Origin of the sequence: Pseudocitrobacter sp. 73 (genome assembly GCF_008369545.1) — a bacterium.
GTDB classification, from domain to species: domain Bacteria; phylum Pseudomonadota; class Gammaproteobacteria; order Enterobacterales; family Enterobacteriaceae; genus Pseudocitrobacter; species Pseudocitrobacter vendiensis.
In genome coordinates, this window is the sequence record NZ_VTZO01000003.1 from 131204 (window position 1) to 152792 (window position 21589).

Genomic DNA, 21589 nt, shown 5'->3' on the forward strand with positions numbered 1-21589 from the left:
AATATGGCGCAATTATATATATGTTTAATTTATTTATGGGCTTGGATATATACACCGGGCTTTTATTATTGCTTGCTCTGGCATTCGTCCTGTTTTACGAAGCGATTAATGGCTTTCACGATACGGCCAACGCGGTGGCGACGGTTATCTACACCCGCGCTATGCGCCCGCAGCTAGCGGTGATGATGGCCGCTGCGTTCAACTTTTTTGGCGTGCTGTTGGGGGGGCTCAGTGTGGCTTACGCCATTGTGCATATGCTACCGACCGATTTGCTGCTGAATATGGGCTCTTCGCACGGGCTGGCGATGGTCTTTTCGATGTTGCTGGCGGCAATCATCTGGAACCTCGGCACCTGGTTTTTCGGTTTGCCTGCCTCCAGTTCACATACGCTGATTGGCGCGATAATTGGCATTGGGCTCACCAACGCCGTGATGAATGGCAATTCTGTGGTGGAAGCACTGAACCTGCGTGAAGTAACCAAAATCTTTACCTCTTTGATCGTGTCGCCGATTGTCGGCCTTGTACTGGCTGGAGGGCTGATTTTTCTGTTGCGTCGCTTCTGGAGCGGCACCAAAAAACGTGCTCGCATCCACCGTTCGCCGGAAGATCGTAAAAAGAAAGGCGGCGTACGCAAACCTCCTTTCTGGACGCGGACCTCGCTGATTGTTTCGGCGGCGGGCGTGGCGTTTTCTCACGGCGCGAACGATGGCCAGAAAGGGATAGGCCTGGTGATGCTGGTGCTGGTGGGGATCGCACCCGCCGGGTTTGTGGTCAATATGAACGCATCGGGTTACGAAATTGCCCGTACCCGCGATGCTATCAACAACTTTGAAATGTTTCTTGAGCAGCGCCCTGAACTGCTGAAAACCATCACCACAACGGAGCAACCTGTGGCGACCGCGCAGTCCGGGGGTGTGCAATCGAGTGCATTCCACTGCCATCCGGCGAATACCATGGAGGCTTTCGAGCGCGTTAAAACCCTGCTGGCAGGCAATGTAACTAACTACAGCGACCTGGAGGTAGGACAGCGTAGCCAACTGAGGCGCATCATGCTCTGCATCTCCGATACGGCTGAGAAAGTGGCGAAGTCTGAAGGGGTGAACCGCAATGACCAGCAGATGCTGAAAAAACTGCGCAGCGATATTCTGAGCACCATCGAGTACGCGCCCATCTGGATCATTATGGCCGTGGCGCTGGCGTTGGGTATCGGTACGATGATTGGCTGGCAGCGCGTGGCGATGACCATCGGCGAGAAGATTGGCAAGAAAGGCATGACTTACGCCCAGGGAATGTCCGCGCAAATTACGGCGGCGATTTCGATAGGCCTGGCAAGCTACGTCGGGATGCCGGTTTCCACCACGCATGTGCTCTCTTCCGCAGTTGCAGGCACTATGCTGGTGGATGGCGGTGGGTTACAGCGTAAAACGGTGACCAGCATTCTGATGGCGTGGATCTTCACGCTGCCGGCGGCTATCTTTTTATCCGGGGCGCTTTACTGGATTGCACTCCAACTTATCTAAGTTACAGCGGTTATGCCCGGTTATATACCGGGCATAACCGGATAATCAGGCACTCGCAAGCGGGACATAGCCCCGGCTTTCCATAAAGCGCATCACCGCATTTTCTGCATCGTTTAACACGTCATCCAGCGGTTTGTTGGCATCGATATCAATCAGTTCGGCACCGTTAAAGGTCAACTGCGGCGTGATGGCAATCTTGCGCGCCAGTGATTCTCGCTGGTGATCGGGTTTGCGCGCGCAAGCCACTTCAAGGTCAACGTTCAGCTTGATCACGAGATCCGGCTTATAGCTCGCCATCCAGTGGAACGCCTTGCGTTCAAGTTCTGCCAGCCAGGATACAAACCGGCTACCGGTGGCATTCGGAGGAAAAACGGTTCCGTCGTAAGCGCCGGGGATCTGCTCCTGCGGGTAGCGGTCAGTTAATATGATCAGCCCCTTCTTATGGCTCGCCAGCATATGACGAAAGCGCAGCAGGCGGCGTGCGACAAAAGCGGTAATTACCAGTGCAGGAATGGGGCCGGGCAATTTTTTTGCCGTTTTTACCTGGTTGCGTTCGATAGTTTTATGCAGTGATTTCCCCATTAAGGGCAGTTTTGTAACGGCGCGCCCAACGTTGCCTGCCTGTTTTCCTAAGTGAACCTGTTCGGCGGGGCCATATTTTTGTACGGTTTTAATCAGACGTTCACAAACAGTGGATTTACCTGAACCGTCACTGCCAATAACGGCAATAACCGGAGGAGTTATTGACTGCATAAATATATCCTTTATTTAATATGCCAACATTAAATATTATTTAAATAAATGTATTTGGGTACGGCGATAGTTTATGTCGTGCTGACATTTAATTATTGTCACAGCAATGCCGAAAAGATATTCTGAGCACAATGCCTGTAATATACAATCATTTCTTCAATAATGAGTTTTCCATGAACCAATATAATAGCCGAAAGGTTAATTCGCCTTTTGTCAGAGTGATTGCCATAGTCGGTTGTGATGGTTCTGGAAAATCCACGCTGGCGACGGCGCTACTTGAAAAGCTGGCCCCGCAAATGCCCACGCAATTATTGTATCTTGGGCAATCTTCCGGGCGTATTGGTGAATGGATTACGCAACTGCCAATTATCGGTGCCCCGTTTGGCCGTTATTTACGCGCCAAAGCGGCTAACGTACACGATTTTCCCTCGCAGCCTCCTGGTAACGTCAGCGCACTGGTTATCTTTTTACTCTCCTGCTGGCGAGGCTGGAAGTTTCGCAAAATGCTGCGCAAAAGCGAGCAAGGGTATGTATTGATAACCGACCGCTACCCGCAGGTAGAAGTGCCCGGTTTTCGGTTTGATGGCCCGCAACTGGCAAAGACGGAAGGCGGCAATCGCTGGGTGTGTCTGCTCAGAAAAAACGAGCTAAAACTGTATCACTGGATGGCTTCTTATATTCCCGTGCTATTGATTCGCCTCGCAATTGATGAAAAAACGGCCTTCAGCCGCAAGCCCGACCACTCACTCGTGGCACTGCATGAGAAAACCACCGTCATCCCTACACTCAATTTTAACCATGCGCCCATTCTTGAGCTGGATGGACGCCAGCCCGCGGATGAAATCCTCGCTGAATCATTACGTTCGATTCAGTCCACACTTTCCTGATTACCGCGCCTGATTGTAAGGAACTCAAGAGTAAATACCATGGAAATGACCAACTTCACCCAGGCCGCAATCTCCCAGACTGAATGTATTCCCGGCCTGATTGCGGTGGTGGGCTGTGATGGCACCGGTAAATCAACCCTGACCACGGATCTGGTTAAACAACTGCAAACGCAGTGGGTCACCGAGCGCCGATATCTGGGGCTGCTTTCAGGAGAAGACGGTGACAAAATCAAAAAGTTACCGTTTATTGGCGTCTGGCTTGAGCGGCGTTTAGCCGCGAAGTCATCAAAGACGCAGAGCATGAAAAACCGCTCGCCAGCCCTGTGGGCCGCGTTGATTATGTTCGCTTTCTCGCTTCGTCGACGGGTAAAACTACGCCGAGTTCAGCACCTGACGCAAAGTGGTGTGCTGGTGGTGAGCGACCGCTTTCCCCAGGCTGAAATTTCGGGTTTTTATTACGATGGGCCAGGTATAGGCATTGAGCGCGCGACGGGAAAAATAAAGCAGTGGTTGGCAAAACGCGAGCAACAGCTTTATCAGCAAATGGCACGTTATCAACCAGAATTAATTATTCGACTGATGATTGATGTAGAGACCGCATTTTCGCGCAAGCCCGATCATGATTATGAAGAGCTACGGGACAAAATCGGTGTGATGTCGAAAATTCACTATAACGGCTCATGCATTATTGAGCTGGATGCAAGAGCACCTTATTCCGAGGTACTTGAAAAGGCCTTATCCGCAGCATCGACGGTCGCTGCTGATTCAAAACGTCAGCGCGCCATGCTGTGATCTGAATGTTGGCTGATTAATTATTTAATTTAATTATGAATGCATGGGAATTAATTCCTTGCTGAATATAACGAGCCTGAACGGACTGTTTTTATCACGATGAAAAATTGGTTTTCTGATGGCGCATTTCGCACCATTATTCGCAATAGCGCCTATTTAGGCTCCAGTAATGTAGTCAGCGCCCTGCTGGGATTACTGGCGCTCTCCTGCGCCGGTAAAGGCATGACGCCTGCGATGTTTGGTGTGCTTGTGGTGGTGCAATCCTACGCCAAATCGATCAGTGATTTTATTAAGTTCCAGACCTGGCAACTCGTAGTGCAGTACGGCACGCCCGCGCTGGAAACTAATAATCCACAGCAGTTTCGTGATGTGGTGTCGTTTTCCTTCGGCCTGGATATCGTCAGCGGGGCCGTTGCTATTGTCGGCGGTATGGCGCTGCTACCGTTTCTCTCGCACTCCATGGGGCTGGATGCGCAGAGTTTCTGGTTAGCCATGCTCTATTGCACGCTGATCCCGTCGATGGCGTCATCCACGCCAACCGGTATTTTGCGTGCGGTTGACCGTTTTGATCTGATCGCCATTCAGCAGGCGACGAAACCCTTTCTACGCGCGCTGGGAAGCGTGATTGCTTACTTTGGCGATTTTGGTTTCGCCGGGTTTGTGATTACCTGGTACGTCTCTAACCTGGTAGGTGGCACGATGTACTGGTGGTTTGCCGCGCGCGAACTGCGTCGTCGTAATATTCATGGCGCGCTACGCCCCAGGTTGTTTGAATCCGCGCGACGGATACCGGGAGCCTGGAGCTTTGTCTGGTCAACCAACATTGCACACTCCATCTGGTCGGCGCGCAACTCCTGTAGCACCGTGTTGGTCGGCGTCGTGTTGGGCCCGGCGGCGGCGGGGCTGTTTAAAATTGCGATGACCTTCTTTGATGCGGCTGGCACCCCCGCCGGTTTACTGGGCAAAAGTTTTTATCCTGAAGTGATGCGCCTCGACCCGCGCACTACACGCCCGTGGATGCTGGGTATTCGCTCTGCGTTGCTGGCCGGGGGAATTGGCATGTTGGTGGCATTACTGGTGATTTTAGTCGGCAAGCCGCTGATCTCGCTGGTGTTTGGGATGAAATACCTTGAGGCGTACGACCTGATTCAGGTCATGCTGGCGGCCATTGTCATCTCGATGGTGGGTTTCCCGCAGGAATCGCTGTTGCTTATGGCGGGCAGACAGCGAGCTTTCCTTGTGGCCCAGACGTTCGCTTCGGCGGGCTATCTCATTTTATTGATTGTGCTGTCACATGTTTTTGGCGTGATGGGCGCGGCCTTCGCCTACTTCTTCGGCCAGTGCCTTGATGTGCTGTTTTCACTGGTGCCGACGCTACGTGCTTATTTTCAGCGCCATTTACTGGTCTTTAAAGGATCGATGGAGAGCGGAAAGTGATCGAGAAACGTTTTGCACCTGAAGTGACTCAGCGCCTGTTTACGGCGGTAGAAGAGGACGATTACGTGGATGCGCAGGTTAGCCTGCCGCCGGTGATTGATTTGCACTGTACGCCGGAAATCATTCAAGGCAACTATGCGTTATGTCTGCAATTCTGGGAAGACGGCGTAAAGCGCCAGGATTTGCTGAATCTGATGTTGAAACAGGCCAGAGGGGTTGAGCTCTCTGCGGCAGAACGCTTGCAATACAAATACATGCGCGCGCGCTATAAACATTTACGCTTCGCCCAAAGATTGTATCTGCAAAAGCACCGGGCCGGTTTCTTGTTCGGTAAAACGACGGTTTATCTTGGGCGCTTTCAGGATGGATTTCGTAATGAAAAGAAGGACGTCATTACCTTTTACGCCAGGCTGCTACGGGTGTGTTTGAGTTCGCCAGTGTGGCGTCTTGTACGGTATCGACTACGCCATAATCGGCTGGCAAGCGTGGAAGATTTTGTCGCTTGTCGTCAGGCGCAAATGCTGGAAATTAAGGCAATATTAGCGAAACCCAGGCTAACGGGACGGGAGTTCCATAATGTGCGGAAAATTATCAGCCAGCAGGTGTCATATTACGACACCCTGCGGTCGATTAACCCGGATAACCACGACGCGCGGCAGATTTCCCGCTTTTTAGCCGCCATTAACGGTCTGATGGGCGACAAGCATGATGAGATGGTGGCCGACGATATGGAAAATCGCCTGGCCTACGAGACGCCGGTCGCGCTGGACGAAGACATTCGCCAGCGCTTAGAACTGCTTCTGTCGCGCTTTCCGTTGTAAAAGGATGCACAACACGATGAAGGATAATCGCTGGAGAGGCGTGTTCGCCATTATGTTGATGGTTACGCTCCTGTATCTTCCCGGCCTGGCGGCGGCGCATAATTTTGTCGTCGGAAAAGCTGTTTCACCGATCGCCATCAGCGATGGTGGCGAGCTGGTGCTGAACGACGACAGCATTCGCTATCAGCCCTGGAACAGTGCACAGCTGGCGGGAAAAGTACGCATTGTGCAGTACATCGCCGGACGGAAGTCCGCTAAAAAGAAAAACTCACTATTGATTAAAGCCGTTGAGAAAGCGCACTTTCCCGACGATGTTTTTCAGCCTACCACCATTGTGAATACCGATGATGTCATCTTTGGCACCAGTTACTTCGTGCGCGGCAAGATTGAGAAAAACAAGCGTCGATACGCGTGGGCGCAATTCATCATCGACGGCGGCGGTGTGGGGCGAAATAGCTGGCAGCTACCAGAGGAGAGTTCCACCATTTTTGTCCTCAATCATCAGGGGCAAATCGTGTGGGCCAAAGACGGCGGCCTGACGGAAAAAGAGGTCAGCGAGGTGATTAAGCTGCTCTGGGTGCTCATTTCTGAACAGGAAAGGTCTGCGGCTAAACATGAAACTGATTGAGCGCTATATCATGGGCGGAACCTGCCGCCTGATGCTGATTATGGTTGGCTTTTTGATCTTCATTTTCACCTGCTACTGCGCACAACGCTATCTCACCGAAGCCGCTAACGGCACGCTGGCGCTGGAAGTCGTATTGAGTGTGGTTTTCTATAAAGTGCTGATTGCGCTGGAGATGCTGCTGCCCGTCGCGTTGTATGTATCGGTCGGCGTAACGCTCGGCCAGCTTTACACGGATTCGGAAATCACCGCCATGTCTGCTGCGGGCGCCAGTCCGTTTCGTTTGTATAAAGCGGTGATCTTTTTGGCTATCCCGTTGAGTATTATGGTGATGTTGCTGTCGGTGTATGGAAGGCCATGGGCGTATGGGCAAATTTATCTGTTAGAGCAGCAGTCGCAATCGGAACTGGATGTTCGCCATTTGCAGGCGAAAAAATTCAACGTCAATGACAACGGTCGCATGATTATGGCCGAGATGATTAACCCCACTTCGAATCACCTGAATGAAGCGCTGATATATACCTCCGCAGGCGGCAAAACCAGTCTGTTTCGTGCGCAATCCATTGATGTGATCGACCCTTCACCTCTGACGCCAACGGTGATGTTACACGCGGGAACGGGCTATACGCTCGATCAGGAGGGCCGCGACGATAACGAACAAATTTATCGTAATCTGGAATTGCATCTCAACCCGCTCACGCAGCGTGTGGAAATCAAACGTAAGGCCAAACCGGCGGAGACGTTGTCCGTTTCCAGCGATCCAGCGGATCACGCGGAGCTACAGTGGCGAAAAAGTCGCGGCATCACCGCACTGTTGATGGCGCTGCTGGCTATTCCATTAAGCCGCGTGAAACCTCGTCAGGGGCGTTTCGCGACATTAATTCCCCTTACGCTGATGTTCGTCGCGATTTTTTACGGTGGCAATGTGTGCAGAACGCTGGTGGCGAATGGCGCGATACCGCTGACGCCCGGCGTCTGGCTGGTGCCTGCACTTATGCTTCTCGGCGTGGTGGCGCTGATGGCGCGTGACTTCTCCTGGCGACAGAAACTCTTCCGATGACCCTATTCAGCCGTTACCTGATTCGTTACCTCTTCACCGGTTTTGCAGCGGCGGCGGGCCTGCTGCTGCCGTTGTTCAGCACCTTTAATTTGATTAATGAGCTGGATGATGTCAGCCCCGGCGGCTATCACTGGACGCAGGCGGTGCTGGTAGTGTTGATGACACTCCCGCGCAGCCTTATCGATCTCGGGCCTTTCATTGCTCTGCTTGGCGGAATAGTTGGGTTGGGGTTACTGTCAAAAAGCAGTGAACTGACGGCTATTCGCAGCACCGGTGTCTCTGTGTTCAGAATTGCATTGGTCGCCCTGTTCGCGGGATTATTATGGGCGGTATCGTTGGGTGTGATTGATGAGTGGGTGGCATCGCCGTTACAGCAGCGTGCGCTGCAAATCAGAAACGTGGCGATGGCCGCCGGGAACGGTATCGATATCACCGGGAATGTGTTGTGGGCTCGCCGCGATAATACCTTTATGACCGTGAAATCCCTGAATGAGCAGGGGCAACCTGTTGGCGTCGAGATTTTTCACTATCGTGACGATCTCACCCTTGAGTTCTACATCTACGCCAGGAGGGCGACCATCGTGAAAGGCGATAAGTGGGTACTTCAGGATGTGCGTAAAAAACAGTGGAGTAATGGCAGGGAAACCATTGAAAGCAAAGCAAGTTTACCGTGGAACGCCTTTTTCACCCATATGAGCCTGGACGTACTCTCGTTGCCGGGGAACACCTTCTCCATTCGCCAGCTCAATCATTACATTGCCTACTTGCAACAGACGCATCAGCCCAGCATGGAATACCGGCTGGCGCTCTGGCAAAAGCTGGGGCGGCCCATTTTGACCCTGGCGATGATTTTACTGGCAATCCCCTTTGCCTTTGTTGCTCCGCGTTCATCAGGGCTTGGCAGTCGCTTAGCCGTAGGCGGTATTTTGGGGCTGCTGCTCTACATCAGTTATCAAATTATGGTTAATCTGGGATTATTGTTCGCCCTCAACGCGGCGTTAACTGCGCTGGCGTTGCCGGCAGGTTGTGTGATTGCCGCGTTGTTATTGGTGCGGCGGTATGATCGGGTGCGGTGAGTGGTTCAGCCATGCGGCGTAACACGCGCATGGCTGATCCGGATTCAGGATTTCAGCGTGGCGAATGCCTGAAGAATGGCATCGATTTCTTCATCGCTGTGCGCGGCGTTCATGCTACAACGCAGCAGGGTGATGCCGGCAGGGGCTGCGGGTGGCAGGATCAGGTTCACATAAACGCCTAATGTAATGAGTTCGCGCCAGATCCTCAGACCTTCCTCTTTTGAACCGATAATGACCGGCACGACCGGGCTGATATGCGAGCCCAGTTGATAACCCAGCTTTTCTAACCCGTTATACAGACGATGCGCGTTATCCCACAGCTTTTGCCGCAGCGTGGGCTGGGTGGCGATGGTGTGCAGTGAGGAGCGCACAGAGGCAATGCTGGAAGGGGATGGCGAAGCGGTGAAAATATAGGGGCGACTGCCGTAGCGCAGCACTTCCATCTCTTTACCGCCAACGGCGAAACCGCCGATTGATGCGAGGCTTTTACTGAAGGTGCCGACGATGATATCGACATCCTGTTCAACACCGACGGCTTCTGCCAGGCCACGACCATGCAGACCCATCACACCGAAGGAATGCGCTTCATCCACGATCAAAAAGCCGCCCAGACGACGTTTGATATCAACAATTTCCGCCAGCGGCGCAACGTCGCCGAGCATACTGTAAATGCCTTCAACGATAATGATGGCTTCACGCGCACGATCGCCCAAACGCAGCATTCGGCGTTCGAGATCTTTCGCATCATTGTGGCGAAAGCGAATGATTTCCGCGCCGCCCAGGGTACAGGCATCGTAGATGCTGGCGTGGCTGTCAGCATCCAGCAGCACCACCGCGTTGTGGTCTGCCAGCGCGCTGATGACGCCCAGGTTAGCGGTATAACCGGTTGAAAAGACGATTGCGCTCGGACGATCAAAGAATTGCGCCAGTTCCTGCTCTAACGCGAGGTGCGGGCCGTAGCTGCCGTTTGCCATGCGCGACCCGGTCGTGCCGGTACCCTGTGCGGCTAACGCCGCCTGGCCCTGGGCGATAGCGTCGGCATTAAAGGTCAGACCGAGATAGTTATTGGTTCCCGCCAGAATGACGCGCTGCGTACCAATGCGCCCCTGCGTGGCGGAGTAGACTTCGTCAATGCAGGTGCCAAAGGGGGTAATGCCGGAGGTGGAAAACTGCTCGCGCTCGCTGGCGAGACGCGAAAACTTATCATACAGACTCATTACGGTTCTCCAGGAAAGGAATTAAGGCGTCACGCAATTGCGCAGGCGTTCTGACATCCAGCAAGATGTTGATAGGAATGGAAATATCGAACTCATCCTCAAGCTCCATCAGCAAATCCATCACCTTAATCGACTCCAGACCCAGGTCGTTGACGAGGTCACTTTCAGGCTTGATTTCCAGTCCCTTTTCGATCATCTCCCGCAAGCAGGAGAGAATGTAATCCATCACTCTTTCACGATTTACCATAGAAATGTTGCCACACCTGTTATGTAGATAATCAAAATAGCCTGTGGTGTATTGCGTGCGTCAGGCTAATCCCTGGGGACCAGTTAAAATCGTCGACTGCGTTTTGAATGCTTACTGACCAGTCCGGATGTGTGAGTTCGCAGATTTTTGACCGGGTGAGCATCGGTTCTTTTCCGGCCAGCAGACTCAGCCGCGTGCTGATATCCGCCAAAATTTGCAGCAGATACAGCGGAACAGGGAGCAATCGGACCGGGCCATGACGCGCGGTTGAACCGATGTCCTGGAGATCCTTCCAACGATAGCCGCCGATACCGTCACATAATTCGTAGGTCTGCGCTTGCGGAACGTCACTGGATAACCACTGGGTAACGGCCTGCGCGAGGTCAATAGCGTGAATAAAGGTGAGTTTTGTCTCCGCCGCGCTAAGCTGGGGAAGAATGCCCCGCAGCATCCAGTTGAAGAGCGGTTTGAGTTCTTTGTCGCCCGAGCCGTAGACGGCGGTAGGACGGAAAATCCCCAACGCGATCCCGGCGGACATCGCCGCTAATTTTTGCTCGGCAATGTATTTAGAATTGGCGTACCAGGAGAGTTCAGGATGCCTCGCTGCCAGCGAAGAGATAAACAAAAAGCGCTCGCAGTATCCGCCTTCTTTTGCGGCCTGCAGCAGGCGCAAGCTTCCCATTACATTGCACTGGGTAAAAACGTCTTCATTATGTCCACGCACCTGGCCTGCACCGTGAACGACATAACGTGCGCCTTTAACCAGCTCCGTGAGAGCGTTCCGGTCTTCCAGTGAGCCCTGAACCCAGGTGAGCTGTTGGCTCGAATCATTACGCGGCGCGCGGGTTAACGCGCGAACCGAATAGCCGCGGGAAAGCAGACTGGCAAGAATATGCTTGCCGATAAAACCGGTTCCGCCGGTCACCGCGACCGTATGACTCATTGCACGCAACCTGTTATCGGCGTTTGTTGCGGACTGACGGTCTCGCCAAATGGGGTGAGATAGCGTCGTTTAGCCTCGGCGCGCGCGGGCTTGCCGGAAGAGGTGCGCGGAATGCTGTGCGGCGGTACAAATTCGATGTCCGCCGTCACACCGAATTCACTCTGAATGCGCGACGTAAGCGCATGCAGCGTTTGCTGACGATGTTCTTCAGAGCTGATGCGACACTGAATCTGCAAAACAATGTGTTCCTGCGCGGTGACAAACGCAATGGCGTTGCCTGAATGAATCCCCAACTCTTTTTCCGCGGCGTATTCAATATCCTGCGGCCAGATATTGCGACCATGAATAATAATCAGGTCCTTAATGCGTCCGGTAACGTAAAGATTGTCGTCCAGCAGATAACCCAGATCGCCCGTGTCCATCCAGCCGGTAGATTGAATCTCCTTTTGTGAAGCCGGGTCCTGGAAATACCCGCTCATCAGGCTCGGCCCGGAAATATAAATGTGACCGATTTCCCGCTCTGCCAGGCGTTTACCCATTTCATCGCGGATTTCAATAGCATGCCCCGGGAGCGCCTTACCGCAGTTGGCAAAGGTGGAGACAGCGCGCGTTTGTACGGTGGGCGCAACGGCCTTGCCTTTGCACTCAAGAATATCGCGGTCAATCTCATTGACCTGTAATCCAGCACCTTCGGCGGAGAAGCTTACCGCCAGCGCATTTTCGGCCATGCCGTAGCAGGGCATAAAGGCATGAGGGTCAAACTGTGCCTGACGAAAACGTTCGCCAAACTGATTTATTTGCTGCGCAGGAATCGGTTCTGCGCCAATGCCCGCCACGCGCCAGCAGGAGAGATCGAGCTCGGCCAGGTCGCGCTCGTTGACGCGGCGCAGGCACAGGTCGTAACCGAAAGGCGGTGCAACCGAAACGGTGCAGCGGTTTTGATTGATAAGCTTCAGCCATTGCAGTGGTCGCATCGCGAAATCTTGCGTGCGCAGGTAATCGACCGAGAGCTGTGTTGCGACGGGTGTTAACAAAAAACCGACTAACCCCATATCATGATAGAAAGGCAGCCAGGAGACGCAGCGATCGTTTGCGCGTAATTTTATACCGTCGTGGCTAATGACCTGTAAATTCGCCATGACTTCCCGATGTGTAATAATGACGCCGCGCGGGAAGCGCGTACTGCCGGAGGTATATTGAAGATAAGCAATATCATCGGGAGATGGCAGCGGGAGCTCGCACTCTTTTTCTTCTAACGCGTTGAAATCGGCATGACTGAGAATTTTTAGAGAAGCGTTATCTATATTTTCTATATTAATGAGTGAAAGCCATTCATCACTGCTAATAATAGCGGCGGGTTGACAACTGGCTATTAAACCCTGAAGTTTGGTCGTGTAAGAATCACGTTGCCCCACGCCCATCGGAATGGCGAGTGGAACAGCAATCAAACCGGCATACTGACACGCAAAAAAGGCTTCGACAAACCCGGGGCTGGTTTCTGCGATAAGCGCAACGCGCTCGCCTTTGCGGATATTAAGAGAGAGTAACCGTCGCGCGCCCGCTCTTGCGCGTTGCCGCAGTTGGCGATATTCCAGTGTGCTCTCAAGCTGGATGCGTCGATCGTAAAAATACATACCGGCGCGACTCAAGGCTGCATAGTCCAACGCTTCCACAAGAGTGGGAAAGTCCGCATAGCGCATCGGCAGAGTCTGTGTTGGGTTTTCGTTGAACATATACACCATGAATAATATTTAATTTAAAAGTTACAGGGCAATACGGCGACGGTAATATAAGTTATATTGTCATAAAAGGTAAAGTTTCACGCGGTGTTTATTTTGGTGGCTGAATAATATATTCACCGCATGTTATGAATTGCCTTTTATTATTACCCTTGTCAATTGAAACGTTTCTACTGACATTTATTGTAAGTCTGTAATAAAAAGGTTCAGTAGCCTGAAGCGTTTTATTTGAATTATTCATTATTGTTATTTTATTAAATATCTTATGCAGGTTGTTTATGATTAGCGTTGAAAAAGTGGTGAGTAAGCGCGAACGCCAGGCTTTTATCTCTTTTCCTTCTTCACTTTATGGCGACGATCCCAACTGGATCCCGCCGTTGTTAATTGAGCGCGAAGAGCATCTTTCTGCAAAGAACCCCGGGACTGAACATATCCGCTGGCAGGCGTGGATCGCACGCAAAAACGGCGAGCTGGTGGGGCGAATTACCGCGCAGATTGATATGCTGCACCGTGAACGCTACGGTAAGGACAGCGGACATATCGGGATGATTGATGCAATTAACGATGCAGAGGTGTTCAGAGCGCTGTTTTTGGCCGCAGAGGCGTGGCTGCGCGCGGAAGGCGCGCGAAAAATTACCGGCCCTTTTAGTCTGAACATTAACCAGGAGAGTGGCTTACTGGTTGACGGTTTCGACACGCCGCCTTCAGTAATGATGCCGCACGGAAAACCCTGGTATGGCCCGCGCGTAGAGCAACAGGGATATAGTAAAGGCATCGATTTACTGGCTTATTGGATGAAACGCACTGATTTAACATTCTCGCCCTCGCTCACCCGCCTGATGGATCAGGTGCGTAAAAAAGTGACGATTCGCTGTATTGACCGAAAGCGCTTCGCCGAAGAGATGCAGCTATTACGCGAGGTCTTTAACTCCGGCTGGCAACATAACTGGGGGTTTGTACCCTTCACCGAACGTGAATTCGCCATGATGGGCGATCAACTGAAGTTTCTGGTGCCCGATGACATGATCTACATTGCAGAGATCGATTCCGCGCCGTGCGGTTTTATCGTGGGCATGCCCAATATCAATGAAGCGATTGCTGATTTAAACGGGCATCTGTTTCCCTTTGGCTGGGTGAAGCTGCTATGGCGCTTAAAAGTCAGCGGCGTGCGCACCGCGCGCGTGCCGCTGATGGGTATTTGTAAAGAGCACCAGTTCAGTCGTATTGGCCCGGTGATTGCGCTGTTGCTGATTGAAGCGCTGCGCGCGCCGTTTGCGAAGCGCCGCATTGATGCGCTGGAGATGTCCTGGATTCTGGAAACCAATACGGGAATGCGGACGATCCTTGAGAAAATAGGTGCAGTGCCTTACAAGCGGTATCGGTTGTATGAGAAGGACTTAGGTGGGCCGTTGCGCTGAACTGAGCCTGATGGCGCTTCGCTTATCAGGCCTACGGGATCTCGTAGGCCTGATAAGGCGGCATTACGGTTTACACGATTACCGCTCGCGGAAGGCTTCCGCTTTGGCGCGCAGAATCGGTTTTAGCAGATAGGCCAGAATGGTTTTTCTACCGGTAATGATATCCACCGATGCGACCATTCCGGGGATAATCAGCAGCGGTTTTTGATCGCTGCCGAGGTGATTCTTCTCGGTGCGCAGGCGCACGATATAGAAGCTTTTGCCGTCTTTATCGGTCACCGTATCCGGGCTTATCTGCTCAAGCGTGGCTTTCAGACCGCCGTAGATGGTGTAGTCATATGCGGTGAATTTCACCATCGCTTCCTGACCTGGGTGCAGGAAGGCAATATCCTGCGGGCGAATTTTGGTTTCAATCAGCAGGGTGTCGTCCAGCGGGACGATTTCCACCAGGTCGCTACCTGGCTGGATAACGCCGCCGATGGTGTTGACCATCAACTGTTGCACGATACCGCGGACCGGAGATGTCACCAGCGTACGATTCACCCGGTCTTCGATAGCCTTGCCCGAAGCCTGTGTTTTGCTGAGATCGGTGCGCGCTTCGTTAAGCTGCGACAGCGCTTCGCTGCGATAACGATCGCGCGTTTCGCCAATCTTGTTTTCGATCTCTTTAATTGCGGCCTGCGCGCGCGGGATCGCTAATGTCACCGATTCCAGCTGACCACGTGTGTCCACCTCCGAGCGGCGCAGGCGCAGGATTTCCACTTTCGAAATCGCCCCTTTGGCGACCAGCGGCTCTGACATGCTGATTTCCTGTTGCAGCAGGCCGAGGCTGCGGCGGGTCTGGCTGGCTTTCGCCTGGTAGTCCAGCAGTTCTTGCTTCTTCTGCACCAGCTGTTCATTCAGCCCGCCAATTTCGCTTTGGATCCGCTGTTTGACGCTGGTGAAAAGTTCCATTTCTCCGTTGGCGATATCCGGCGATTTCTGCGTGATTTCCGGCGGCAGCTCCAGCGTTTCTTTATCGGCAAGCTGCGCGGTCAGGCGCTGAACGCGTGCTTCCAGCGCCAGACGGTCGGCTTCGGATTCCCCGGCGTTCGAACGGAAACGGGTATCGTCCAGACGCAGCAGCGGCGCGCCAGCCTTAACAATTTCGCCTTCATGGACAAAGACTTCCGAGACAATACCGCCTTCCAGGTTTTGCACTTTTTGCAGGCGCGATGACGGAATGGCGCGGCCATCGCCGCGCGTCACTTCATCAATATCGGCCAGCGCAGCCCAGGTCAGCATAACGACAAAGAACGCCAGAATCGCCCACAGGGTGATGCGCACCACGCGCGGGGAGTCGTCGAGAAGGGCTTTGTTCACTTCGTTAGCAGCAAAGGTGGAGGTATTTTTATCGCCAAACAGCCACTTCATCAGGCGGCTAAGCAGGTTACCGGTTTGCATGGATTTGCCCCTTTTTCAGTGCGTTCATCACGCTTTCTTTCGGGCCATCAGCGATGATCTTGCCGTTGTCGAGGATGATCAGGCGATCAACCAGCGTCAACAGCGACGCGCGGTGGGTCACCAGCAGCAGCGTTTTATTGCTGACGATGGGCGTGAGCGCTTTTTTGATCAGGTCTTCGCTGGTGTTATCCATCGAACTGGTGGGCTCATCCATTAACAATATTGGCGGGTCGAGCAGGAGCGCGCGGGCGAGGGCAACCGCCTGACGCTGGCCGCCGGAGAGGTTCATCCCGCGTTCGCCAACCTGCATGTTGTAGCCGGAAGGGTGGCGGCGGGCAAATTCATGAACGCCAGCAATAGTTGCCGCACGGATCATGGTTTCTTCATCGACGTAGCTGGCGCCGGTTAACAGGTTATCGCGCAGCGTGCCGCTGAACAGGTGGATATCCTGCGGCGCGTAGCCAATATTGTGGCGAATATCGTTGACGTCGAGCTGACGGGCATCGATGCCGTCAATCAGCACCGTACCGGCATCCGGCTGATAAAACCCAACCAGCAGCTTCGCCAGCGAGCTTTTTCCCGAACCGCTGCGGCCAATAATCCCCACTTTTTCACCGGGGGCAATCTTCAGTGAAATCCCGTTCAGCGAGACAAACTGGTTTTGCGGATAGCGGAACGAGACATCATAGAACTCCAGTGCGCCTGAGAGTGTCTCGCGCTTCAGCGGGACTTCATCGCTGTGCGTTTCCTGCTCCAGGTCCATCATGCTGTCAATGGTGGCCTTGGTCATTTTGGCGCGCTGATAGCGAGTGATTAACCCACACAGTTGGCCAACCGGCATCATTGCGCGACGTTGCAGCAGGTAACAGGCAATCAGGCCGCCCATGCTGAGGTTACCGGCGATAATCCAGTACACCCCGGCGACGATAATCACCACGCCACTAAACTGTTGCAGCCAACTGGTGAAGTTGACGGCAATGTAAGAGAGCGATTTAACCCGCAGCTCCAGCTTGCTCAGGCTGCCAATCACCTGTTCCCACTGATACTGCCGCTCGCTTTGCGCGTTGTTAACCTTGATGGCGTCCAGTCCCGTCAGGGTTTCAACCAACATGGCCTGGCGTTCATTGGCCAGGCGATAGGTTTTTTTCACCTGCGCCAGCAGCGGGCGCTGGAGCATCCAGTTCACCAGTACGGCAATCGGGTACGCCAGAATGGGGATAAACACCAGCGGGCCGCCGATAATGCCGATGACCAGTAAAATAATCAGCGTAAAGGGCAGGTCAATTAGCGCGGTCAGGGTCAGCGACGAAAGGAAATCGCGAACGGATTGATACTCCTGGAAGTTCTGCGCAAAGCCGCCCACGCGGCTGGGGCGTAGCTTCATTTTCATGCCCAGCAGTCGTTCGAAAAGCGCCGCCGACACGATAAGATCGGTCTTTTTACCGGCCAGATCGAGGCAAATGCCGCGCAAAATCTTCAGAACGAAATCAAACGCAAAGGCGATGGTAATCCCGATTGCCAACATCCATAACGTGGCGGTCGCCTGATTGGGTACCACGCGGTCATAGACGTTCATCACGAACAGCGGTGTGGCAAGCGCGATCAGGTTGACCAGGAAACTGGCGACAACGGAATCGAGATAGAGAAACTTCGACAGCTTCAGCGTGTCCTGGAACCAGGATTTTGTTCGCGGGATAGAGGCGTTCGGCTGGGTATCGAATTCATGTTCCGGCTGGATAAATATCACCTGACCGCTGTAGTCGGCTGCCAGTGTTTCCCGCGCGACGGTGATTTCACCGCCCCGGGTCTCTGCTGACAGCAGGCGGGCGCGTTGCTGATCGTCCCAGCCAATGAGCACTGCCGCCTGCGAATTCTTCAGTATTAAAATCGCGGGCAACGAGATAGCCGAGATGGCATCCAACGGGCGCTGAATGACTCTGGCTTTTAACCCGGCCCGCTGGGCAGCGCGCGGAAAGGTGCTTTTAGTGAGACGATTTTCCTCCAGGGGAAGGCCGGCGGTCAGCGCATTGCGGCTGGTGATGATGTTATGAAGCTGACAGACAACCAGTAAACAATCCAGCAGCGGGTCATCGTGGCTGTGCTGAGGATCGTAGCGGGTGCTGTTATTTTCCGGAGAAGAGTGACCAACTGAATCAGTTTGAGGTGCCATCGTCTGACCTTACATAAACGAAAAATCGCAGGGCGCATACAAACGGAACTCTTCAATAAGGTTGAAGTTTTCCGTCTGTACGCCTGTGGGGATCCCCCCATACATCCCTGGGTCGTTACTTCAATTCCGGCAGGTCGACTTTCGACGTTTTCATTTCTTCCACCGGTTGAGCGGCGGAAGGAGCCGGAATATTGAGTTCTTTTAACAGTTCACCTGTACGGGCGTTAATGCGGTAGTGTGTAAACATCTCGACGTATTGCAGTTCCACGTAGCGGCGCTGCGCGCTGAACACTTCGTTTTCACTGTCGAGCATATCCAGCAGTGTACGGTCACCGAGACTGAACTGTTCCTGATAGGCGGTACGCACGACCATGCTGCGGTCAGCATAATCTTTCGCAATAGGCACCTGTTGTTTCGCGTTCACCAGGGCGTTCCAGGCGAGGCGCAACTCTTCATTGAGCTGACGCAGCGCATTCTTTTTCACATCCTGCGCTTCCTGCATTTTGTAGGCGTAGGAGGTGAGTTGTGCCTGATCGCTGCCGCCATTAAACAGGTTGTAGCGCATGCGCACCATCGCCTGCCACTCCTGATCGTGGCCGCGCGTACCGTCAACGTTATTGTCCATCCGGCGTCCAACATCGACATCCACGCTTGGGTAGAAGCGAGATTTCGCCGCTTCATACTGCTGACGAGTGGCTTCCACATCGGCATCGGCTTGTTTCAGCAGCGGGCTGTTATCCATCATCACTTTCTTTGCATCATCCAGCGAGGCCGGGATTTTTGACGGCTGCGGGTTGGAGAGGTCGGTCGCTTCACGGCCTACCACGCTCGAGTAATTGGCGCGGGCGTCTTCGAGATTGGTTTGCTCCGTCAGCAGATTGTTACGCGCCTGCGCCAGCCGCGCTTCAGCCTGCTCATAGTCCGCCTGACGGCCAACGCCCTGCTCGGTGCGCAGGCGGATTTGGTCGAAGATGCGTTCGTGGTTTTTCAGGTTATCTTCCGCCAGCCTGACCATTTTCTCCTGCATCAGAACGTTGAGATAGCTCTGGATGGCGGTCAACGCGGTGCTTTCTGCGGTATTCATCACCGTGAACGCGCGCGAGTTGACGGTCGCTTTCTGACGCGCCACTTCGCTGGTCGTGGCAAAGCCGTTAAACAGATTCTGGCTCAGGTTGATGCTCGATTCGCTGCGGTGCAAATCGCGCAGGTGATCGCCCGAGGCGCGCGTGGTGGCGTTATCGGTTTGCTCCCAGCCGGTGCCGGCAGAGACATCCAGCGTAGGCAGATAACCGCCTTTGGCCGCTTTTAAATCCTCATCGGCAGAATGCCGACTATTGATGGAGCCGCTAATTTGCGGATGCGTAATCAGCGTTTCTTTTACAGCCTGCTCAAGCGTCGTCGCGCAGGCATACCCTGACGTCAATAATGAAAGCGTTAATCCGAAAGCGATCTGATCGCGGTAGTGCATTTTATTGTCCTTATCGTTTCTAAAATTCTCCGGCCTGAGCGCTTTCCTTGCCGGAGACCTTGCCCACTCTCCGCATGTGCGTTTTGGGCAGAATCAGCCCCTCGCGCGTATCGGCTACGAGAGGCTTACCGTGGTCAGGAATCGGTATCGGGTTTGGCGATTAAGTTATCGACGTGCGCGTCGTCCCCTCCAGTATAGGTATCGTTTCCGTCCGCCGCCGAATCCGCCGAGACGATTTGATCGGTCGCATTGCTGCTTTCGGCACTTACGTCGGCCACAGGCAGCAGTTTGCCCAGGTCGTCGTCGCTGCTTTCATCGTGGATAATATCGCTGAAATTGAGCGGCTCTTCACTGCTGAGCGTTGTGGCGCTGGCCGGGCTATCGCCGTGATCGGCGTCGCTGTTGTCCGTTGCGATCTCGGCGACATTTGCGGTGACCGTCTGACTTTCTCCTGTGGAGGCGTCTTCGCCGCCCACAAGGTTGCTTAACGAGATCTCTGTGGCGTTGTCAGTCGTGGCCGCAGGTGTCGCATCATTTGGCGTTGATGTGCTATCGGCGGCGGTGTCTGTTTGCGTCAGATAGAGATCTTCACTATCGATAAGCGAGGCTTGAGAGTTATCTGCCTCACTGCTCTCGGTTTGCGTATCGTCACCGCTAGCCGCCGTGTCATTTTCCGCGACCGACGCGTGCATGTCTGCACTATTGTCCGTTTCCTGACTTGTGGCATCGTGATGGGTTGATTGATCGTCAACCAGCTCGCTGGACGTCACAGCTACACTTTGCGTTGCATCCGTCGTTTCGCTTTGCGACTGCGTATCGTGCGTCGTATCGCTATCGTTGGTGTCATGATGTTCATCGGCGGAGGTGGTCAGCACATCTGCATCATGACTCTCCTGCGTTGTTGACGTATCCGCATCACTGCCAGAGAGCGTAATGCTGTGGTGATCGTCGCTGACGGCGATATCCCCGCTGTCGTGATGTTCGCCGTTGACGCTGGTCTCAATATCCACCTTCACGTCATCCAGATTGACCTGGTTGTCGGTGGTCAGCGTGATATTGGCGTTCAGATTGGTGGTGTCATCGACGTCGATCACCACGTGGCCGTCGGCATCGACGGTGTACGTCTGGCCGTTATATTCAATCGTACCCTGCGGCAGGCCGGAGAGCGTAATGGACGTTATCTGGTCGTGCTCGCCGCCACCGTTGACGGACGCATCCAGCGACAGCTCGTAATGCCAGGAGGTTTTACTTTCCGGCGCATTAGGGTCCCAGCCCTGGCCGCCGTCAGAGGAGGTGACGTCCGAGATTGAGTTCGAACCCTGAACGATGGTTTTGCCGCCGATGGTGATTGTGACGTTATCGACATAGTTAATATTGCCGTTAACGTTCGCCGGGCCTTTATCGGCATGCCAGCCTTGCCCATCATCCTGCACATAGATGGTGTCACGCGCATCGCCATTTGCCCCGGAGGCAGAGGTTGTATTGCCTTTAACTGAGTTCAGGTCGCGGAAGTTTCCGTCCTGCCAGTAGCCGCTGCCTTCGTGAACGAGGAAGACATCACTGTGGCTTTCGTCACCCGATGGGTTGCCGTTGGTATAGACCTTAATTTGATCTTTCGGGATTTGATCGGAGACGCGACCTGCTTCGATATCCCCTTCGGTGATCCACAGAATCACGTTTTCACCGATGGCGACAATATTGCCATTTTCATCCACGTCGTAGCCGTTGGGATCGTCACTGCCGCCGTTGATTTCGGTGACCTTCGAAGATTCCGTACCGCTGAAATCGACTTCTAAGGTGATGGAGTGATCGGCGTCAGAATCGGAATCAGCATCGCTGTCGGAGTCGGAGTCGGAGTCGGAGTCGCTGTCCGAGTCAGCATCGCTGTCGGAGTCGGAGTCGCTGTCCGAGTCAGCATCGCTGTCGGCGTCGGAGTCGCTGTCCGAGTCGGAATCACTGTCAGAGTCTGAATC

Annotated in this window: 18 protein-coding genes; 9 read left to right on the top strand and 9 right to left on the bottom strand. The window is 53.6% G+C overall.

The window, feature by feature from the left end; all coding sequences use genetic code 11:
• The first annotated feature begins 20 nt into the window (after window positions 1-20).
• Window positions 21-1520: an inorganic phosphate transporter PitA gene (pitA, locus tag F0Q32_RS02525; protein WP_149461831.1), complete on the top strand. Its 1500-nt coding sequence runs from the start codon at window positions 21-23 to the stop codon at window positions 1518-1520.
• A gap of 45 nt (window positions 1521-1565) precedes the next feature.
• Here pitA and F0Q32_RS02530 read toward each other — a convergent pair whose 3' ends face one another.
• A complete protein-coding gene (locus F0Q32_RS02530; RefSeq protein WP_149461832.1) occupies window positions 1566-2273 on the bottom strand; it encodes a dTMP kinase in 708 nt (235 codons plus the stop codon).
• A 173-nt stretch (window positions 2274-2446) separates the two neighbouring features.
• On the opposite strand from F0Q32_RS02530, the gene F0Q32_RS02535 reads away from it, so the two are divergent.
• From F0Q32_RS02535 to lptG, 7 genes are all read left to right on the top strand, one after another.
• Window positions 2447-3160, top strand: a complete 714-nt coding sequence (locus F0Q32_RS02535) for a hypothetical protein (protein ID WP_149461833.1) — start codon at window positions 2447-2449, stop codon at window positions 3158-3160.
• Window positions 3161-3199: 39 nt separating this feature from the next.
• Window positions 3200-3952, top strand: a complete 753-nt coding sequence (locus F0Q32_RS02540; protein ID WP_149461834.1) for a hypothetical protein — start codon at window positions 3200-3202, stop codon at window positions 3950-3952.
• Window positions 3953-4051: 99 nt separating this feature from the next.
• The gene (locus F0Q32_RS02545; protein ID WP_149461835.1) at window positions 4052-5389 is read left to right on the top strand and encodes a lipopolysaccharide biosynthesis protein; all 1338 of its coding nucleotides are present in this window, start codon (window positions 4052-4054) and stop codon (window positions 5387-5389) included.
• Window positions 5386-6210, top strand: coding sequence for a hypothetical protein (locus tag F0Q32_RS02550; protein ID WP_149461836.1), 825 nt, complete (start codon window positions 5386-5388; stop codon window positions 6208-6210). Before F0Q32_RS02545 ends, F0Q32_RS02550 begins: the two co-directional genes overlap by 4 nt.
• 52 nt (window positions 6211-6262) lie before the next feature.
• On the top strand, window positions 6263-6838 hold the full coding sequence (locus F0Q32_RS02555) for a YtfJ family protein (RefSeq protein WP_370516866.1): 576 nt from the start codon (window positions 6263-6265) through the stop codon (window positions 6836-6838).
• Window positions 6825-7895 (top strand): LPS export ABC transporter permease LptF, encoded by a 1071-nt coding sequence (gene lptF, locus F0Q32_RS02560; protein WP_149461838.1) that lies wholly within the window; start codon window positions 6825-6827, stop codon window positions 7893-7895. The genes F0Q32_RS02555 and lptF overlap by 14 nt, the downstream gene beginning before the upstream one ends.
• Window positions 7892-8971 carry an LPS export ABC transporter permease LptG gene (lptG, locus tag F0Q32_RS02565; RefSeq protein ID WP_149461839.1) on the top strand — a complete coding sequence of 360 codons (1080 nt, stop codon included), beginning with the start codon at window positions 7892-7894 and terminating at the stop codon, window positions 8969-8971. The genes lptF and lptG overlap by 4 nt, the downstream gene beginning before the upstream one ends.
• A gap of 44 nt (window positions 8972-9015) precedes the next feature.
• Here the strand turns inward: lptG and F0Q32_RS02570 are convergent, their stop codons facing one another.
• The 4 genes from F0Q32_RS02570 to F0Q32_RS02585 are packed head-to-tail and all read right to left on the bottom strand — an operon-like array spanning window position 9016 to window position 13120.
• The gene (locus F0Q32_RS02570) at window positions 9016-10188 is read right to left on the bottom strand and encodes an aminotransferase class I/II-fold pyridoxal phosphate-dependent enzyme (RefSeq protein WP_149461840.1); all 1173 of its coding nucleotides are present in this window, start codon (window positions 10186-10188) and stop codon (window positions 9016-9018) included.
• The gene (locus tag F0Q32_RS02575) at window positions 10175-10435 is read right to left on the bottom strand and encodes an acyl carrier protein (protein WP_149461841.1); all 261 of its coding nucleotides are present in this window, start codon (window positions 10433-10435) and stop codon (window positions 10175-10177) included. Before F0Q32_RS02575 ends, F0Q32_RS02570 begins: the two co-directional genes overlap by 14 nt.
• Window positions 10436-10466: 31 nt before the next feature.
• Window positions 10467-11378, bottom strand: a complete 912-nt coding sequence (locus F0Q32_RS02580; protein WP_149461842.1) for an NAD(P)-dependent oxidoreductase — start codon at window positions 11376-11378, stop codon at window positions 10467-10469.
• Window positions 11375-13120: a fatty acyl-AMP ligase gene (locus F0Q32_RS02585; RefSeq protein WP_149461843.1), complete on the bottom strand. Its 1746-nt coding sequence runs from the start codon at window positions 13118-13120 to the stop codon at window positions 11375-11377. Before F0Q32_RS02585 ends, F0Q32_RS02580 begins: the two co-directional genes overlap by 4 nt.
• 257 nt (window positions 13121-13377) lie before the next feature.
• Between F0Q32_RS02585 and F0Q32_RS02590 the strand changes: the two genes are divergently transcribed.
• Window positions 13378-14535 (top strand): N-acetyltransferase, encoded by a 1158-nt coding sequence (locus F0Q32_RS02590; RefSeq protein WP_188016819.1) that lies wholly within the window; start codon window positions 13378-13380, stop codon window positions 14533-14535.
• 78 nt (window positions 14536-14613) lie between these two features.
• Here the strand turns inward: F0Q32_RS02590 and F0Q32_RS02595 are convergent, their stop codons facing one another.
• From F0Q32_RS02595 to F0Q32_RS02610, 4 genes are all read right to left on the bottom strand, one after another.
• Complete coding sequence (locus F0Q32_RS02595; protein WP_149461845.1) at window positions 14614-15978, bottom strand: HlyD family type I secretion periplasmic adaptor subunit; 1365 nt, start codon at window positions 15976-15978, stop codon at window positions 14614-14616.
• Window positions 15965-18148: a type I secretion system permease/ATPase gene (locus F0Q32_RS02600; protein WP_149461846.1), complete on the bottom strand. Its 2184-nt coding sequence runs from the start codon at window positions 18146-18148 to the stop codon at window positions 15965-15967. The genes F0Q32_RS02595 and F0Q32_RS02600 overlap by 14 nt, the downstream gene beginning before the upstream one ends.
• Before the next feature lie 115 nt (window positions 18149-18263).
• Window positions 18264-19616: a TolC family outer membrane protein gene (locus F0Q32_RS02605; RefSeq protein WP_149461847.1), complete on the bottom strand. Its 1353-nt coding sequence runs from the start codon at window positions 19614-19616 to the stop codon at window positions 18264-18266.
• Window positions 19617-19750: 134 nt separating this feature from the next.
• Window positions 19751-21589 (bottom strand): hypothetical protein (locus F0Q32_RS02610; RefSeq protein WP_188016816.1); only part of this gene is annotated, 1839 nt, incomplete at its 5' end.

Bases quoted from the DNA above. Each gene is read 5' to 3' on its own strand.
- pitA (WP_149461831.1), top strand. From the start codon at position 21: ATGTTTAATTTATTTATGGGCTTGGATATATACACCGGGCTTTTATTA.
- F0Q32_RS02530 (WP_149461832.1), bottom strand. From the start codon at position 2,273: ATGCAGTCAATAACTCCTCCGGTTATTGCCGTTATTGGCAGTGACGGT.
- F0Q32_RS02535 (WP_149461833.1), top strand. From the start codon at position 2,447: ATGAACCAATATAATAGCCGAAAGGTTAATTCGCCTTTTGTCAGAGTG.
- F0Q32_RS02540 (WP_149461834.1), top strand. From the start codon at position 3,200: ATGGAAATGACCAACTTCACCCAGGCCGCAATCTCCCAGACTGAATGT.
- F0Q32_RS02545 (WP_149461835.1), top strand. From the start codon at position 4,052: ATGAAAAATTGGTTTTCTGATGGCGCATTTCGCACCATTATTCGCAAT.
- F0Q32_RS02555 (WP_370516866.1), top strand. From the start codon at position 6,263: ATGTTGATGGTTACGCTCCTGTATCTTCCCGGCCTGGCGGCGGCGCAT.
- lptF (WP_149461838.1), top strand. From the start codon at position 6,825: ATGAAACTGATTGAGCGCTATATCATGGGCGGAACCTGCCGCCTGATG.
- lptG (WP_149461839.1), top strand. From the start codon at position 7,892: ATGACCCTATTCAGCCGTTACCTGATTCGTTACCTCTTCACCGGTTTT.
- F0Q32_RS02570 (WP_149461840.1), bottom strand. From the start codon at position 10,188: ATGAGTCTGTATGATAAGTTTTCGCGTCTCGCCAGCGAGCGCGAGCAG.
- F0Q32_RS02575 (WP_149461841.1), bottom strand. From the start codon at position 10,435: ATGGTAAATCGTGAAAGAGTGATGGATTACATTCTCTCCTGCTTGCGG.
- F0Q32_RS02580 (WP_149461842.1), bottom strand. From the start codon at position 11,378: ATGAGTCATACGGTCGCGGTGACCGGCGGAACCGGTTTTATCGGCAAG.
- F0Q32_RS02585 (WP_149461843.1), bottom strand. From the start codon at position 13,120: ATGGTGTATATGTTCAACGAAAACCCAACACAGACTCTGCCGATGCGC.
- F0Q32_RS02595 (WP_149461845.1), bottom strand. From the start codon at position 15,978: ATGCAAACCGGTAACCTGCTTAGCCGCCTGATGAAGTGGCTGTTTGGC.
- F0Q32_RS02600 (WP_149461846.1), bottom strand. From the start codon at position 18,148: ATGGCACCTCAAACTGATTCAGTTGGTCACTCTTCTCCGGAAAATAAC.
- F0Q32_RS02605 (WP_149461847.1), bottom strand. From the start codon at position 19,616: ATGCACTACCGCGATCAGATCGCTTTCGGATTAACGCTTTCATTATTG.